This is a genomic window from Streptomyces sp. NPDC111744 (assembly GCF_055634995.1).
In genome coordinates, this window is record NZ_JBVKCG010000019.1 from 102,397 (window position 1) to 116,928 (window position 14,532).

A 14,532-nucleotide genomic window follows, 5' to 3' on the forward strand; every position below is an offset into this window, starting at 1 on the left:
CCCCGGTCCGTACGCGCGGAGATCGCCTCCTCCACCGGCGACGGGGAACATCCGCGGGGGCTGCCGTTCCAGCCCGGCCCCCACCCCCCGGCTCGGTAGAACCACCGATCCACGACGTTCTTGGCATGCGCAGGCTGAAAGGCGGCCGGAGCTCGGCTGGTCACTCTGCGCCTCCCCGCCGAGCGCACCCCGTGAGCCGGCGGCTCGGCGACTGTCCGGGACACCCGGGAAGTGCGACGCTGGGACGGCAGGTATCCGCCGAGGGGACTCGGGAGGGCCCGATGGGACGTGATGTGCCGGCCCGGGTGTTCACACGCGAGGACCGGCGCCGGTACCGCGAGAAGATGCACACCTGTCTCGACGTACTGGCGCAGATGCTGCGCGGGACGGGCTTCGAGAGCGAGCGCCCCCAGGTCGGCCTGGAGATCGAGCTCAACCTGGTGGACGACGACGGGCTGCCGGCGATGCGGAACACCGAGGTACTGCGAGCGATCGCCGACCCCGCCTGGTCGAGCGAGCTCGGCCGCTTCAACCTCGAGATCGACATCCCGCCCCGGCAGCTGACCTCCGGCGGCCCCGGCGCCTGGGAGCAGACGATCCGCGACGCGCTCAACCACGCGGAGGACCGCGCCGCGACGGTGGGCGCCCACCTGATCATGATCGGCATCCTGCCGACGCTGGGGGAACCGGACGTGGGCGAGAAAGCCCTGTCCGGTGATCCGCGCTACCGGCTGCTGAACGAGCAGATCTTCGCGGCGCGCGGCGAGGACCTGCGGATCGGGCTGGAGGGCGTGGAGCGCCTTTCGATGTACGCCGACGTGATCACCCCGGAGGCCGCCTGCACCAGCACCCAGTTCCATCTGCAGGTGGCCCCCAAGGACTTCGCGGACTACTGGAACGCGGCCCAGGCGGTCGCGGGCGTGCAGATCGCCCTCGCCGCCAACTCGCCCTTCCTCTTCGGCAAGGAACTGTGGCGCGAGACCCGCATCCCCTTGTTCGAGCAGGCCACCGACACCCGTCCCGAGGAGATCAAGGCCCAGGGCGTACGGCCGCGGGTGTGGTTCGGGGAGCGGTGGATCACCAGTGTCTTCGACCTGTTCGAGGAGAACGTGCGCTACTTCCCGGCGCTCCTGCCCCTGTGCGACGACGAGGACCCGCAGCAGGCCCTCGACGCCGGTGAAGTGCCACAGCTCGGGGAACTCACCCTGCACAACGGCACGATCTACCGCTGGAACCGCCCCGTCTACGCCGTCACCGGCAGCGGGCCACACCTGCGCATCGAGAACCGCGTCCTGCCCGCCGGCCCCACCGTGGCCGACACCATCGCCAACGGCGCCTTCTACTACGGCCTGACGCGCGCCCTCGTGGACGAGGACCGTCCGGTGTGGTCACGGATGTCCTTCGCGGTCGCCGGGGAGAACCTGCACGCGGCGGCCCGTGACGGCATCGACGCCCGTCTGTACTGGCCGGGGGTGGGCGAGGTACCGGTCACGGAACTTGTGCTGAGACGCCTGCTGCCGCTGGCACACCGGGGCCTGGAGCTGGCCGGCCTGGACGCCTCCTGGCGCGAGCCCATGCTGGGCATCATCGAGCAGCGCTGCGTGAACGCCCGCAACGGCGCCCTGTGGCAGGCGGAGACGGTCCACCACCTGGAGCGGACCGGCACCTCCGACCGCCGGGAGGCGCTGCGGCGGATGACCACCACGTACATGGACTACATGCACCTCAACGCGGCGGCACACACATGGCCCGTGGAGTGAACGCATCAACAGGCTGAGCAGGCGGTCCGCAGTTCCCCGCGCCCGCCTCGGCCTCACTGACGTCAGGGTCCCACCGTCGACCCGGCCCAGGGAGCACGGTCACCGTCGTGTCAGGATGCCGAGTGATCGCCGTGCTCCCGGAGGCTTCCTGACGTGAATGAGACCGAGGTGGCCGTCGCGCCGCACCCCCTGATGCTGGCCGACGGCGGACCCGCCGCCGACGCATGGTCCCTGGACCCGGCGCTGAAACACCTGAACCACGGCTCGTTCGGCGCCGTTCCGCTGGTGGCGCAGGAGCGGCAGGCCGAGCTGCGCACCGAGATGGAGCGCGCCCCGGTGGTGTGGTTCCCGGAACTGCCGGGGCGGCTCGCCGCCACCCGCGTCGAGCTGGCCGACTTCCTGTGCGTCGACGCCGGTGACCTCGCCCTGGTGCCCAACGCCAGTGCCGGCGCCAGTGTGGTCTACGCCGCGCTCGGACGCCGCCGTGGCGGGGAGATCGTCGTCACCGACCACGGCTACGGGGCCGTCACCATGGGAGCCGAAAGGCTGGCACGCCGCTGGGGCGGCCGGGTGCGCACGGCACGGGTACCGCTCGGCGCGGGCGAGGACGAGGCGTACGAGGCCGTGGCCGCCGAGATCGGCGAGGCCACCGACCTCGTCGTGGTCGACCAGATCACCTCGGCGACCGCACGCAGGCTGCCGGTCGAGCGGATCGGCGCGGAGGCACGCCGGCGGGGCATACCGATGCTCGTGGACGGCGCTCACGCGCCGGGTCTGCTCGCCACACCGCTCGCCGACGCGACGTACGACTTCTGGACCGGCAACCTCCACAAATGGGGCTGCGCCCCGCGTGGCACCGCGGTCCTGGTCGCCCGCGGGCCCCTGCGGGACCGGCTCCACCCGCTGATCGACTCATGGGGCGCCCAGGAACCGTACCCCGACCGCTTCGACCAGCAGGGCACCCTCGACGCCACCTCCTACCTCGCCGCTCCCACGTCCCTCGACTTCGTCGAGCACACCTGGGGCTGGTCCGCCGCCCGCCGGTACATGGACCGGCTGGCGGACTACGCCGCCCACGTCATCGGCGCCGCCTTCACCCGGCTCACCGGTGACGACAGCCGGGTCGACGTCGGGATGCCCGTCCCCGGCATGCGCCTGGTTCGGCTGCCCGACGGTCTCGGGCGCAGCCGGATCGAGGCCGACGCGCTCCGCGACCGAGTGGCCCGCGAACTCGCCGTCGAGGCGGCCTTCACCAGTTTCGACGGCATGGGCTGTCTGCGCGTGTCCGCCCACGTCTACAACACCCCGGCCGACTACGAGTACTTCGCCGAGATGTGCGTCCCCGTACTCGGCGACTGGGCCCGGGAGCAGCACCGCTGAGTGACCACCACCAAGGAGGCGACCGTCGTCGGGGGCGTCACCGGTTACGACGCCGTCCGCGTCAGCGGCGCCACCGAGACCACCACGGATGCCGCCTCCACCACCCACGGCGTCACCGAGACCACCACGGATGCCGCCTCCACCACCCACCGCGTCACCGTGATGGGCCTGACCGCCGAGACCGCGTACACCTTCGCCGTCTACGCCCGTCACCACTGCCATGACAGCGCCCGGGCCGGGCATCCGACAGTGCATGAAGAGGATGCCTGCGAGGCGGCTGCGAGGTCTGGCCGTGGTGCTTTCCGTGCTCCCGCTCGCCGCCGTGGCATGCGGCGGCGACGACGGCGGTGCTCATGGAGGTCCCGAGTCGGCCGGAGCTCTCTCCGCCGGTGACACCGGAAGGCACCTGGTGATCACGACCGACAACGGTCTGCGACTGCGGGCAACCGACGGCCAGGTGGCGGTCGTCGACGACGGGGTGAGACGCCACTGGTCGCACCACGACGACACCTGGACGCTGGACCTGTCGTGCGACGACCGGACCGGCCAGGACGGATCCTGCCCCCGTATGCCGCGCGTGGAGGTCCCCGACGGTATGAGCGTCACCGTGACGGCACGCAACGCGGGGATCGATGTCGCCGGTGCGGCGGACGCGTTGGACCTGACGACCGTCAACGGCGACGTGACGGTGACCCGCTCAGGACGGGGCGACGGCTCCGTGCGACTGACGACCCGCAACGGCTCGGTACGCACTGTGGCGCTCGAAGCGGGCCGGCTCCACGCGGCAACCGTCAACGGCGACGTGCTCCTCGACTGCGTGACCTCACCGTCGGGCGTCACCGCGACCACGACGAACGGTTCGGTCGACGTCACCGTGCCCTCCGACGCGCCCGCCTACCGTGTCGACGCGACCACGGACAACGGTGCTACCACCGTGACCGTTCCCACGACGAAGGACGACGCCGGCCACGACCGCACCATGACCACGGCGCTGATCGGTTCGGGGCCGCCCATGTCGGCTCCTTCGGCGACGGAACGACTGAAGTCGCAGCTCGGATGATGCTCTGTGCCGACATCACCGGCTATGTCCGTCGTCGTGATGCCAGCAGGCCCCCGGCCCCGGCGCCCGGGGTCAGCGGAGGAAGCCCTCGTAGTTGCGCTGCTGGAGCTGGCTCTCGATCTGCTTCACGGTCTCCAGGCCGACACCCACGATGATCAGGATGCTGGTACCGCCGAACGGGAAGTTCTGACTCGCCCCGAACCCGACCAGCGCGATGGTGGGGACGAGGGCGATCACCCCCAGATACAGCGAACCCGGCCAGGTGATCCGGTTGAGCACGTACGACAGGTATGTCGCGGTAGGCCGCCCGGCCCGGATGCCCGGGATGAAGCCGCCGTACTGCTTCATGTTGTCCGCGACATCCTCCGGGTTGAAGGAGATGGAGACGTAGAAGAACGCGAAGAACACGATGAGCAGGAAGTAGAGCGCGATGTAGATCGGATGGTCGCCCTTGGTCAGGTTCTGGGTGATCCACCGTTTCCAGACGGAGTCCCCGCCCGAGAACTGTGCGACCAGGGCCGGGATGGAAAGCAGCGAGGAGGCGAAGATGACCGGGATCACGCCTGCCTGGTTCACCTTCACGGGGATGTAGGTCGAGGTGCCGCCGTAGGACCGGCGGCCGATCATGCGCTTGGCGTACTGGACCGGGATCCGCCGCTGGGCCTGCTCGACGAACACGACCAGGCCGACCATGGCGAGGCCGACGAGGATGACGGCGCCGAACTCGATCCAGCCGCCCGCCAGGGTGCCCTGCTTCTTGATGGCCCACAGCGCGGACGGGAAGGAAGCGGCGATCGAGATGAACATCAGGATCGACATGCCGTTGCCGATACCGCGGTCGGTGATCAGCTCACCGAGCCACATGACGACGGCTGTGCCCGCGGTCATGCAGATCACCATCGTGACGGTGGTGAAGACCGACCGGTTGGGAATGATGCTGGAGGCGACCGTGCAGCCGGAGAAGAGGGCGCCGCTGCGGGCGGTGGCGACGAGGCCGGTGCCCTGCAGGACGGCGAGGGCCACCGTCAGGTAACGGGTGTACTGGGTGATCTTCGCCGTGCCGGCCTGGCCCTCCTTCTTCAGCGCTTCCAGACGCGGGATGACCACGGTCAGCAGCTGAAGGATGATGCTGGCGGTGATGTACGGCAGGATGCCGAGCGCGAAGATCGTGATCTGCAGCAGCGCGCCCCCACTGAAGAGGTTGACCAGTCCGAACAGCCCCTGGTTGCCGGAGGCCTCGCCCACACAGGCCTGGACGGCTTTGTAGTTGACGCCGGGGATCGGGACGTGGGTACCGAGCCGGTAGACCACGATCATGCCCAGCGTGAAGAGCAGCTTCTTGCGCAGGTCGGGCGTCTTGAAGGCGTGGATGAACGCGGTGAGCACGGTGCCTCCTGAAACCCTGCGCGCGTGGGCCGTCGGGGTCGGCTATGAGGACAGAACATCGATACGACGGCGGGCGCTGCCGTCCTGATCGATTCGGGCCACAGATGAATGACTCTGCATCCGTTGCTCCACACCCCGTTCAACGGGAATTGCGGCAGACGTGTTGCTATGTCACTTTATGCTGGCTCTGGCCACTTCCTGCGGTAACGCACTAAGTGTGACGCCAGAGGAGGTCGGGACCGGCCTGGCCGGCGGCGCAGCCGACGCTGCTGGTACTGATGGCCCCGATCGTCCCGTGGGCTGACGGTGACCGCCGCACCGCCGTCCCCGTCGAGCGCCAGGACGACCGGGACCACGATGCTGGACTGGCCGCTGCAACGCCCGTCTCGCCCGCCTCGCCGACGCGGCGGGCCCGCGCAGCCGACGGAACTGCGCGGGCCGGGGGTGTGCGTTTCAGGCACCGGCCAACGCGCACTGGCCGCGGTCGGCCTTCGCCGGACCGGCTGTGCTCGGCCGGACCTCGAAATCGAACATGGCGGTGGGTACGTACAGCGAGCAGCACGCGTTGGGGATGTCGACGATGCCGCTGATACGTCCCTCTATGGGGGAGGAGCCGAGCAGCAGGTAGGCCTGCTCTCCGCTGTAGCCGAACTTCTTGAAGTACTCGACGGCGTTCAAGCAGGCCCGGCGGTAGGCCAGCGTGGCGTCCAAGTAGTAGTTCGTGTCCGTGTCGTGGTCGACGGAGATCCCGATAAAGGTGAGGAACTCCGTGTACCTCGGCTCGACATTGCCCGGAATGAAGACAGGGTTGGTGGAGATGCCGTATGTCTCCATGCCGCCCTTGATCAGGTCGACGTGGAAGTCGATGAAGCCGCCCATCTCGATGGCGCCGCAGAATGTGATCTCTCCATCGCCCTGACTGAAGTGCAGGTCGCCTCCGGAGAGCTTCGCGTCCTTGACGTGTACGGGGTAGAAGACCCTCGATCCCCGGGTGAAGTTCTTGATGTCGTGGTTGCCTCCGTTTTCGCGGGCCGGCACCGTGCGTGCGCCTTCCTCGGCGATGCGCCGTGCGAGGTCTCCGGTGGCCGTGCCGGCGAGCGCGTTGGTGGCGTCCGGCGGTACGGCGAGCGGCGGGACGCGGTTCGGATCCGTGTCGATCAGTGCCTTCTCGCGGGCGTTCCAGCGGGCGAGCATTTCGGCGGACGGGGCGGTGCCGAACAGTCCGGGGTGGGTGATTCCGGTGAAGCGGATGCCGGGCAGGTGGCGGGAGACTGCCTGTTGGCCGTGGAAGTCCCATATCGCCTTGTAGGCGTCCGGGAAGTAGTCGGTCAGGAAGCCTCCGCCGTTGGCCTTGGCGAAGATGCCGGTGTAGCCCCAGCCCTGGCCCGCCGCGTCCCCGGTCTGCTGGGGCACGGGACCGAGGTCGAGGATGTCGACGACGAGCAGGTCGCCGGGTTCCGCGCCCTCCACGCCTATCGGGCCGCTGAGCATGTGGGGGATGGTCAGGTCGATGTCACGTACGTCGTCGGCGGTGTCGTTGTTGCCGACCTGGCAGTCGGTCCAGTCACGGCACTCCATACGGAACTCCGATCCTGGCTTCACCATGGCGGCTATGGGGACGTCCGGGTGCCACCTGTTGTGTCCGGGAACGTCTTGGTCACGCATGGACTTGCTGTGGTCCACTTTGAAGAGAACTTCGGGCATGACAACTTTCCTCGTTTCTGATCCGGTCAGGACGTTGTGCCCGTGCCTCCGGTCGATCCGGTCGATCCGGTCGTGGCCGGCTGCCGCGATTTCCTGGTGAGCGGCCACAGCGCCGCGAATACGACGACACCGAAGGCGCCCAGGGCGATCGCGATCTCCGTGGTGTGCTTCCAGTAGCCGGAAAGCAGCAGCGCCGCGGGAATGACACCGGTGACCCAGCCTTCGATCGCCGTCACCCAGCCCACATACGCGGACAGGCCTGTCTTCTTGAGACCGAGCAGCAGGAAGAACAGGAACCACAGGAAGGCCCAGTAGAGCCAGATGACTCCGAACGGGTAGTCCTTGAAGAGGTGGAAATTGGCGAACGAATACCCTAGGGCGACGATGGCCACGAAGAGGGAGTAGTAGCCGACGCAGATGGCGTCGATGTCGGCGAGCAGGACAATTCCCACATACAGATAGGTGAATCCGAACAGGTAAATCCCGGATGCCGCCAGAATCTTCATGGGGTCGTTGCCGGCCGTGAAAATGAGGTAGGTCGGCGTCAGTACCTGCAGCCCACCGACGAAGAGGTTGAACACTGCTGCGGACTTGGCATCGACCTTCTTCAGCAGCAACAGCCCGTTCACGAACAGAACGGCACCGACGAAGAGCAGTCCCACATTTGCCATGGGACGCACCTCCTAAGTCCGCGGGGGGAAAGGCGGCTTCGCGCCGCCTCCGGCCGTCGACGAATTGCGTCTCGACTCCCGGCCGGCCTGGCACGATGCGCATCCCTCGCACCGCTACGGGAACGACATCCTTGTTCGGACGTCGGCTCAGGAGACGTTCTGCCTTGTCGACCACCGCCCTCAGGGACGCGGCAACCGCGAGAGCGCGGGATGCACGTGCCGTTCCACCCTGCCGCGTGGTGGCACATCGGAAACTACTTCCGGTGCCTCACTGGCCTGCTCTTCCCGAGCATGGAGAGCGGCCACCCCGTGGGACGTCCGAGGGAAACCGGGCGAGGAGTACACACGTCTCGCAGTGCCTGCACAGACAGGGCAGCCGTGCGCCGTCGGCGCCGTCCCGAGCGCCAACTTCACATCAAAAGGTCCACAGCGGCTGCATAGATATTCATAGGTTGTCATCAGCAGCCTCCCTGCCGGGTGGGTGCTGGCCAAGCCCGGTCATCTGCGGCACCCCCAAAAAGGGGCGCACCAGAGAGTTTTTGCTTCCTCTCTTCCAGGAGACGTCTCGCGAATCCACGTGTCAAGTCGTTGCACTACGTGGCACGGATCTTCCGGTCTGTCATGTCTCACACAGGCGGGCAACTCGTAATTCAATATGGGGGAGCCGTATAGCCGCCGCAGAAACCGATCCCGAGAGAACTGGCACGACCTGCCCCGACAGCCGGCGCACTACGTCGCGGCCCACGTGACCGCCATCTGCCGCACTGTCCGCCCCAAGGCTTAGGGTGGGACCCATCAGTAGAGCGGCCGGATGACGGTGCAGAGCAAGCCCTGCAGGGCAGATGGTGTGGCGTCGTCTGGAACGGACGACGTGGGTGACCCTTCCCTTCCACGAAGCATTCCCTGGCGACCGCAATGGTGGAAAGTCCCGCAGTGGTAGAAGCGCGGCTGCGCCGGGACGCCCGGCGCCGGCAATATGTGCTTGCCGTGATCGCCGCGGGAGGGGCAATAGGCGCTTGCGCCCGGTATGCGGCGGCATTGCTGTGGCCGACAGGCAAGGCGGACTTCCCGTGGACGACGCTGTGCGTGAACGCCGTGGGTTGTCTGATCATCGGCGCGTTCGTGGTGGCGATCACTGAGGTGTGGGCGGTGCACCCGTTGCTGCGCCCGTTCTTCGGCACCGGGGTCCTTGGGGGCTTCACGACCTTTTCCACGTACTGCGTCGACATCGAGCGTCTGGTGCGGGAGCAGAGGGCCGGCCTCGCCTTGGCGTACCTGGTTGCGACCGTCGTCGTAGCGATGGTCGCCGTGAAGATCGGCGTGGTCGGCGCACGCCGGGTCGTCATGGTCATGAGGGGATCGAGATGAGACTCACTGGACGCGCGCTGCGCATGACCATTTTCGTGGACGACAGCGACACTTGGCATCACAAGCCCCTGTTCACGGAGATTGTGCACCGTGCCCACGCGGCCGGGCTGGCCGGGGCGACGGTGTTCCGAGGTGTGGAGGGGTTCGGGGCGTCTTCGGTCGTTCACACGACCCGGTTGCTCTCCATGGCCGACGACCTGCCGGCTGCGGTCGTCATCGTCGATCAGGAGGAGCGGATCCGCTCCTTCGTGGCTCAGTTGGCCGAGTTGCACATCGAGGGCCTGGTCATCGTGGAAGACGTCGAGGTGGTCCACTACCAGGGCCGGGAGGGCGTGAGCACATGAGGTTCCTGCTCGTCGCACTCGGCGGCGCCGTCGGCGCCCCCTTGCGGTACCTCATCGACCAGACGGTCCAGGCCCGCCACGCCACCACCTTTCCATGGGGCACCTTCGCAGCCAACGTCACCGGGTCGCTGATCCTGGGCACGCTGACCGGGGCGGCCATGGCCTCGGCCGCCTCGCGGGATGTGCAGCTCCTTCTGGGCACCGGCTTCTGTGGCGCCCTGACCACCTACTCCACGTTCTCCTACGAGACCTTGGGTCTGGCCGAGGCCGGAGCGCGGTTTCTCGCGGCGGCCAACGTGGTCGCCTCGGTAATCGCCGGGCTCGGGTCCGTTTTCGTCGGACTGGCCGTCGCACAGGCTGTGTTCGGATAGTCGGCATCACCGGGATGCGAGACAGTGTCGAGACCCCTCTTCAAGCCCATACACCGCCCTGCGGCCTGCTGTGGTCGTCCGCGATGCATGGCCGTGACTCGATTTCCTTGGGTCTGAAGACCCTCATACCTATCCAGTTGCTACCGGCCGCATTTCGCGTGGGGTGCAGCGCCGAACTACGACGGGGATTGCAGCTCCGGCGAACGGTCGACTAAAATTGCGAGATCATCGGTACTCGGCCGGTTTACCGGACTGTGGCCTCACCGATGGAGGACGGCCATGGCAAAGATCCTTGCGGTGCTCTACCCCGACCCCGTGGGCGGTTACCCTCCGAACTACGCCCGCGACGAGATTCCCAGCATCACCGGCTATCCGGGCGGACAGACCGCGCCGACCCCGCAAGCCATAGATTTCACCCCGGGACAACTCCTCGGTTGCGTCTCGGGAGAACTCGGACTGCGCAGGTTCCTGGAGGACCGAGGCGATACCTATGTGGTGACCAGCGACAAGGAAGCGCCCGACTCCACCCTGGACCGCGAGTTGCCCGACGCCGACGTGGTGATCTCGCAGCCCTTCTGGCCTGCTTATCTGACCCCGGAGCGGATAGCAGCGGCTCCCCGGCTCAAACTCGCGATCACCGCGGGGATCGGGTCGGACCACGTCGACCTGCCGAGCGCCATCGCCCACGGCATGACAGTGGCGGAGGTGACCTACAGCAACAGCATCAGCGTGTCCGAACACACAGTCATGCAGATTCTCGACCTGGTGCACAACTTCGTGCCCGCCCACGAGTGGGTGACCACCAAGCAGGGCTGGAACATCGCGGACAGCGTCTCGCGCGCCTACGACATCGAGGGCATGGAGGTCGGTGTCCTCGGCTCCGGCCGCATCGGCCAGGCGGTACTGCGCCGCCTCAAGCCGTTCGACGTCCACCTGCACTACCACGACGTGCACCGCCTGCCCAAGGAGGTCGAGGAGGAGCTGGAAGTCACCTGGCACCCCGACGTGCGTTCGCTGGCCTCCGCAGTCGACGTGCTGTCGATCCACACTCCGCTGCATCCGCAGACGCGGAACCTCTTCGACGAGGACCTGCTCGGCGTCATGAAGCGCGGCTCGTACATCGTCAACACCGCACGCGCGCTCATCGTCGACCGGGACGCCGTGGTGCAGGCGCTCAACAGCGGACAACTGGCCGGTTACGCAGGTGACGTCTGGTATCCCCAGCCGCCACCGCCGGACCACCCGTGGCGCACCATGCCGAACGAGGCGATGACGCCCCATGTCTCCGGTTCGACCCTCTCGGCGCAGGCCCGCTACGCGGCCGGTACCCGAGAGATCCTGGAGTGCTGGTTCGACGGGCGCCCCATCCGCCCGGAGTACCTGATCGTCGACGGCGGCGGCCTTGCCGGGACGGGAGCGCGCTCCTACACAGTCGCCGGATAACGAATAACACCCGGCGGACAAGTAACCAGCAGAAGACTCATAGGAAGATCCACCAGCTGAATGAGCGGTGGGTCTTCCTCATATGCCATCGCTGCTTGAGGACACACCTGCTGTGAGCCGATTCACCCCAAACTCACTGGACGAGTTCAACCAATACCTTTAGCGTCCTTGAACAGAGTGATTTTTCCCTGTGCGAAGGCGCCGGCGCCGCGCATACTGTCCCGCACATAACCAAGGTGTACGCCGGGAAGGTGGATCAGTGAGCAGCATCGACGCCGTATGGGTACGAGGCGTGAACGGCATTCAATTGCATCACGTGACCGACCTTCAGGATGCCGGCAGGTTTTTGGGTAACGCAGCAATGGCACTCCGGGCCGCACACGTAAGGACTGGCGCCGACCAGTACTCCGACATCGCCGCCGAGCTCAAGAGCTTGGTGGAGCGAGTGCGGGAGTTGGAGGACGCGGCGCGGTCGAACATGCACGACCTGCACTCCACCGACCCCGAGCGGTTCGCCCGCTGCAGGGACGGACACGAGCCGTGGCCCGGCGAGATCCCGGCAGGATTCATCCCGCGCCACACCTGCCGGGACGAATGCCTCTACCACGACCGCGAGGTCCTCGACGCGCTCATGCAGTGCACCTGCGGCCGACCGCCGTGCCAGGCGTGCGAGATCGGCGGGAAGCTCTGACGAGCCCGAGCGAGGGGTGAGGAAACCCCTCGGCTGGGTGGCCTTGCGGGTCGTCGACAGCCTCTTCCGCAGCCTGAGTAAGGCGCACGGCGCCGCCCTTCGGGCTCCGACCCGCAGTCTGCTCGCCCATCGCGCGGAAAGTAAGCGACCCCGGCCCGCTCCCGCAGCCGTGACCCTGCCCGGCGGCCGCGTGCCGCCCTTCTGCCGCGGCGTCGGCGTGCGGGCACACGCCGGCGCCGCCGACGAGGGCCTGCCCGCCTCCTGGGCGCCGGCTGCCGGAGCGGAACCCGCGTGGACAAGCCCTCCGGGCGTGCGAGCAAGCTCGATCGCGCCGGGCGGCCGATGAGCCTTCCCGGGTCCCGTCTGACGGGCGGGTCAGCGCAGTCCGGCGAAGAGATCGTTCTCGGGTACGGCCGCGCCGGTGGCGTCCTGGACTCGTACGAAGGTCTCCGTGCCCATCAACTCGGCGAACCTCTCCTTGCCCATTTTGAGGAAGAAGATGTTCTCGCCCTGACTGGCGTGCGCGGCCAGGGCGTCGAACTTCTGATCGCTGAACGCGGTGGTGTCCACCCACGTGGTGATCTCATCGTCGGGGAGGCCGATCTCGGCCATCGCGGCGGCCTCGGCGGGATCCGGCTCCGGCATGTCCTCGTGAAACTCGCGCATGATCTCACCGAACCGCTGCATCATCGAGCGAGGCATCGTCGTCCAGTACACCTTCGGTGTCAGCCCGGTCATCTTCAGCGCCTCCATCGTGATGCGGTGGGCCTGGATGTGGTCGGGGTGGCCGTAGAAGCCGTTCTCGTCGTAGGTGACGACCACATCGGGTCGGTAGTGCCGCATGAGTTCCGCGAGTCGGGCGGCGCCTTCCTCCACGGGGGTCTGCCAGAAGGATCCGGGGGCGTCGTTGCTCGGCCAGCCCGTCATCCCGGAGTCGGCATAATCCAGCATCTCCAGATCGCTGACCTTCAGGACGTCACAGCTCGCTTCGAGTTCTTGACGGCGCATCAAGGCAACAGCTGCCGGGTCGTGCCCGGGATCGCCCGGCTTGACACCTCCCGGTCCATCCCCGCAACCGCCGTCGGTACACGTCACGAGAACCGTGCGGATGCCCTCCGCCGCGTACTGCGCGAGTACCCCTCCGGTTCCTGTGGCCTCGTCGTCGGGGTGGGCGTGCACTGCCATGAGCGTCAAGGGCCGGTCAGTCATGAAACAGTCCTCCTGCAGAGTCACGTCTTGGTCCGAGTGCGCGGCGGGCGTACCGCGATCCCGAGGGCCCGGATCCTGCCAGAGCGACGACCTTGTGGTCTCCGTGTTCCTCGCCCGTGCGGCGCCGGTCCCTCGGTCGATGCAACAGTGCCGACCGGACCGGCTGTTCCCGGCGCGCACGGAACACTGTTCCCGCGCGCACAATTCGACGGCAACGGCGCCCGTTTCGCCGTGACCGACGACGGACAGGTCGGGATGGCCGTTCAGCTGCGCCGCGACGCCCTCGCGGACGACCGGGTCATCGTCCACCGGTCACGATCCGGCCCGGGGTCTGCCCGTTCGGGCGCCGGTGTGGGAGAAGTGTCGGCGCGCCGGAGCCGCGTCGGGTGATCTTGTCCCTGTCCGGGTGGCGGCCGTCGGGCGCCGCGCCGGCAAATGGCTCTGCGGATCCTCAAGTTGCTTGGCGTGCAGTGCGCTTGGCGATCACAATTATGCGCATTACTGGTATCGGGGAACTGAGCGACAAGCATAACTTCGTGCTGATGATCCGGGATGCGGATGTGATCGGAGCGGCGGTGCGTGACGCGTTGGCCGGGCCGTCGCCTGAGGAGCGCCCAGGCCTGGAACGTGCCGCCGCCCTCATCGCCTCCACCGCCGCCGACACCGACGCCCGGCTGCGCGCCCGCTGGGTCCGTTCCCGGCTGGCTGCCGCCGGTTTCACCGGGGATGTCGCCTCGGTCGCTGCGGTGAAGGCGTTGCGTCAGGCGGAGTCGAAGCTGAGTCTGCTGGCGGCGGTGGAACTGCAGAAGGATGCAGTGGCCTGTCCGAAGTGATCCGGCATGCTGCCACGCTGTGAAGGAAGGAGCGTCCGGGGGAGTGGCGTATCGACGGCCTCTTGGTGATCTCGTGTCTGAGGCTGCTTCGAGGCTGTGCGGTGCGTGCGGTGGGCAGGGCGGTCTCGTCGGTTCTGGCTCGCGGGTGAGGGCGGCCCTTGGCGCGGCAGGTCGATTTCCATGTTGCGCGGGCCTCAGTCCGTCCGTCGTTCTGCTTGTGTCACGGCTTCCGCGAGACGCTCACCGGCTCGTGTCGATGTTCCGCATGAAGTCGCCGAACACGAAGGGGACGTCGGTGAGCTGCGAGCGGCC

At 67.5% G+C, this 14,532-nt stretch carries 15 protein-coding genes; 10 read left to right on the plus strand and 5 right to left on the minus strand.

Going from position 1 to position 14,532, the window contains the following annotated elements; genetic code table 11:
- The first annotated feature begins 281 nt into the window (after nucleotides 1-281).
- The 4 genes from ACZ7OO_RS32980 to ACZ7OO_RS32995 all read left to right on the plus strand — a co-directional run bounded on the left by ACZ7OO_RS32980 (nucleotide 282) and on the right by ACZ7OO_RS32995 (nucleotide 4,200).
- Nucleotides 282-1,760, plus strand: a complete 1,479-nt coding sequence (locus ACZ7OO_RS32980) for a glutamate-cysteine ligase family protein (RefSeq protein WP_471510445.1) — start codon at nucleotides 282-284, stop codon at nucleotides 1,758-1,760.
- A gap of 153 nt (nucleotides 1,761-1,913) precedes the next feature.
- Nucleotides 1,914-3,140: an aminotransferase class V-fold PLP-dependent enzyme gene (locus ACZ7OO_RS32985; protein WP_471510447.1), complete on the plus strand. Its 1,227-nt coding sequence runs from the start codon at nucleotides 1,914-1,916 to the stop codon at nucleotides 3,138-3,140.
- Nucleotides 3,141-3,533, plus strand: a complete 393-nt coding sequence (locus ACZ7OO_RS32990) for a hypothetical protein (RefSeq protein ID WP_471510449.1) — start codon at nucleotides 3,141-3,143, stop codon at nucleotides 3,531-3,533.
- A gap of 16 nt (nucleotides 3,534-3,549) precedes the next feature.
- On the plus strand, nucleotides 3,550-4,200 hold the full coding sequence (locus ACZ7OO_RS32995; protein WP_471510451.1) for a DUF4097 family beta strand repeat-containing protein: 651 nt from the start codon (nucleotides 3,550-3,552) through the stop codon (nucleotides 4,198-4,200).
- Between the two features lie 72 nt (nucleotides 4,201-4,272).
- Here ACZ7OO_RS32995 and secY read toward each other — a convergent pair whose 3' ends face one another.
- From secY to ACZ7OO_RS33015, 4 genes are all read right to left on the minus strand, one after another.
- Nucleotides 4,273-5,586 (minus strand): preprotein translocase subunit SecY, encoded by a 1,314-nt coding sequence (secY, locus tag ACZ7OO_RS33000; RefSeq protein ID WP_471510452.1) that lies wholly within the window; start codon nucleotides 5,584-5,586, stop codon nucleotides 4,273-4,275.
- Between the two features lie 453 nt (nucleotides 5,587-6,039).
- Entirely contained in the window at nucleotides 6,040-7,290 is a 1,251-nt protein-coding gene (fmdA, locus tag ACZ7OO_RS33005; RefSeq protein WP_471510454.1) for a formamidase, read from the minus strand.
- 26 nt (nucleotides 7,291-7,316) lie between these two features.
- The gene (locus ACZ7OO_RS33010; RefSeq protein ID WP_471510456.1) at nucleotides 7,317-7,961 is read right to left on the minus strand and encodes an AmiS/UreI family transporter; all 645 of its coding nucleotides are present in this window, start codon (nucleotides 7,959-7,961) and stop codon (nucleotides 7,317-7,319) included.
- 180 nt (nucleotides 7,962-8,141) lie between these two features.
- Nucleotides 8,142-8,420, minus strand: coding sequence for an FmdB family zinc ribbon protein (locus tag ACZ7OO_RS33015; RefSeq protein WP_471510458.1), 279 nt, complete (start codon nucleotides 8,418-8,420; stop codon nucleotides 8,142-8,144).
- A gap of 456 nt (nucleotides 8,421-8,876) precedes the next feature.
- On the opposite strand from ACZ7OO_RS33015, the gene crcB (ACZ7OO_RS33020) reads away from it, so the two are divergent.
- From crcB (ACZ7OO_RS33020) to ACZ7OO_RS33040, 5 genes are all read left to right on the plus strand, one after another.
- Nucleotides 8,877-9,329 (plus strand): fluoride efflux transporter CrcB, encoded by a 453-nt coding sequence (gene crcB / locus ACZ7OO_RS33020; protein WP_471510460.1) that lies wholly within the window; start codon nucleotides 8,877-8,879, stop codon nucleotides 9,327-9,329.
- Nucleotides 9,326-9,673, plus strand: a complete 348-nt coding sequence (locus tag ACZ7OO_RS33025; RefSeq protein WP_471510462.1) for a DUF190 domain-containing protein — start codon at nucleotides 9,326-9,328, stop codon at nucleotides 9,671-9,673. The genes crcB (ACZ7OO_RS33020) and ACZ7OO_RS33025 overlap by 4 nt, the downstream gene beginning before the upstream one ends.
- The gene (gene crcB / locus ACZ7OO_RS33030; RefSeq protein ID WP_471510464.1) at nucleotides 9,670-10,044 is read left to right on the plus strand and encodes a fluoride efflux transporter CrcB; all 375 of its coding nucleotides are present in this window, start codon (nucleotides 9,670-9,672) and stop codon (nucleotides 10,042-10,044) included. Before ACZ7OO_RS33025 ends, crcB (ACZ7OO_RS33030) begins: the two co-directional genes overlap by 4 nt.
- A gap of 279 nt (nucleotides 10,045-10,323) precedes the next feature.
- Nucleotides 10,324-11,487 carry an NAD-dependent formate dehydrogenase gene (locus tag ACZ7OO_RS33035; protein WP_471510466.1) on the plus strand — a complete coding sequence of 388 codons (1,164 nt, stop codon included), beginning with the start codon at nucleotides 10,324-10,326 and terminating at the stop codon, nucleotides 11,485-11,487.
- 361 nt (nucleotides 11,488-11,848) lie between these two features.
- The gene (locus ACZ7OO_RS33040; protein WP_471510468.1) at nucleotides 11,849-12,178 is read left to right on the plus strand and encodes a hypothetical protein; all 330 of its coding nucleotides are present in this window, start codon (nucleotides 11,849-11,851) and stop codon (nucleotides 12,176-12,178) included.
- A 375-nt stretch (nucleotides 12,179-12,553) separates the two neighbouring features.
- Here the strand turns inward: ACZ7OO_RS33040 and ACZ7OO_RS33045 are convergent, their stop codons facing one another.
- Nucleotides 12,554-13,387, minus strand: coding sequence for a PIG-L family deacetylase (locus tag ACZ7OO_RS33045; protein ID WP_471510470.1), 834 nt, complete (start codon nucleotides 13,385-13,387; stop codon nucleotides 12,554-12,556).
- 491 nt (nucleotides 13,388-13,878) lie between these two features.
- Here ACZ7OO_RS33045 and ACZ7OO_RS33050 point away from each other — a divergent pair, with 491 nt between their 5' ends.
- The gene (locus ACZ7OO_RS33050; protein ID WP_471510552.1) at nucleotides 13,879-14,220 is read left to right on the plus strand and encodes a hypothetical protein; all 342 of its coding nucleotides are present in this window, start codon (nucleotides 13,879-13,881) and stop codon (nucleotides 14,218-14,220) included.
- Nucleotides 14,221-14,532: the final 312 nt, after the last annotated feature.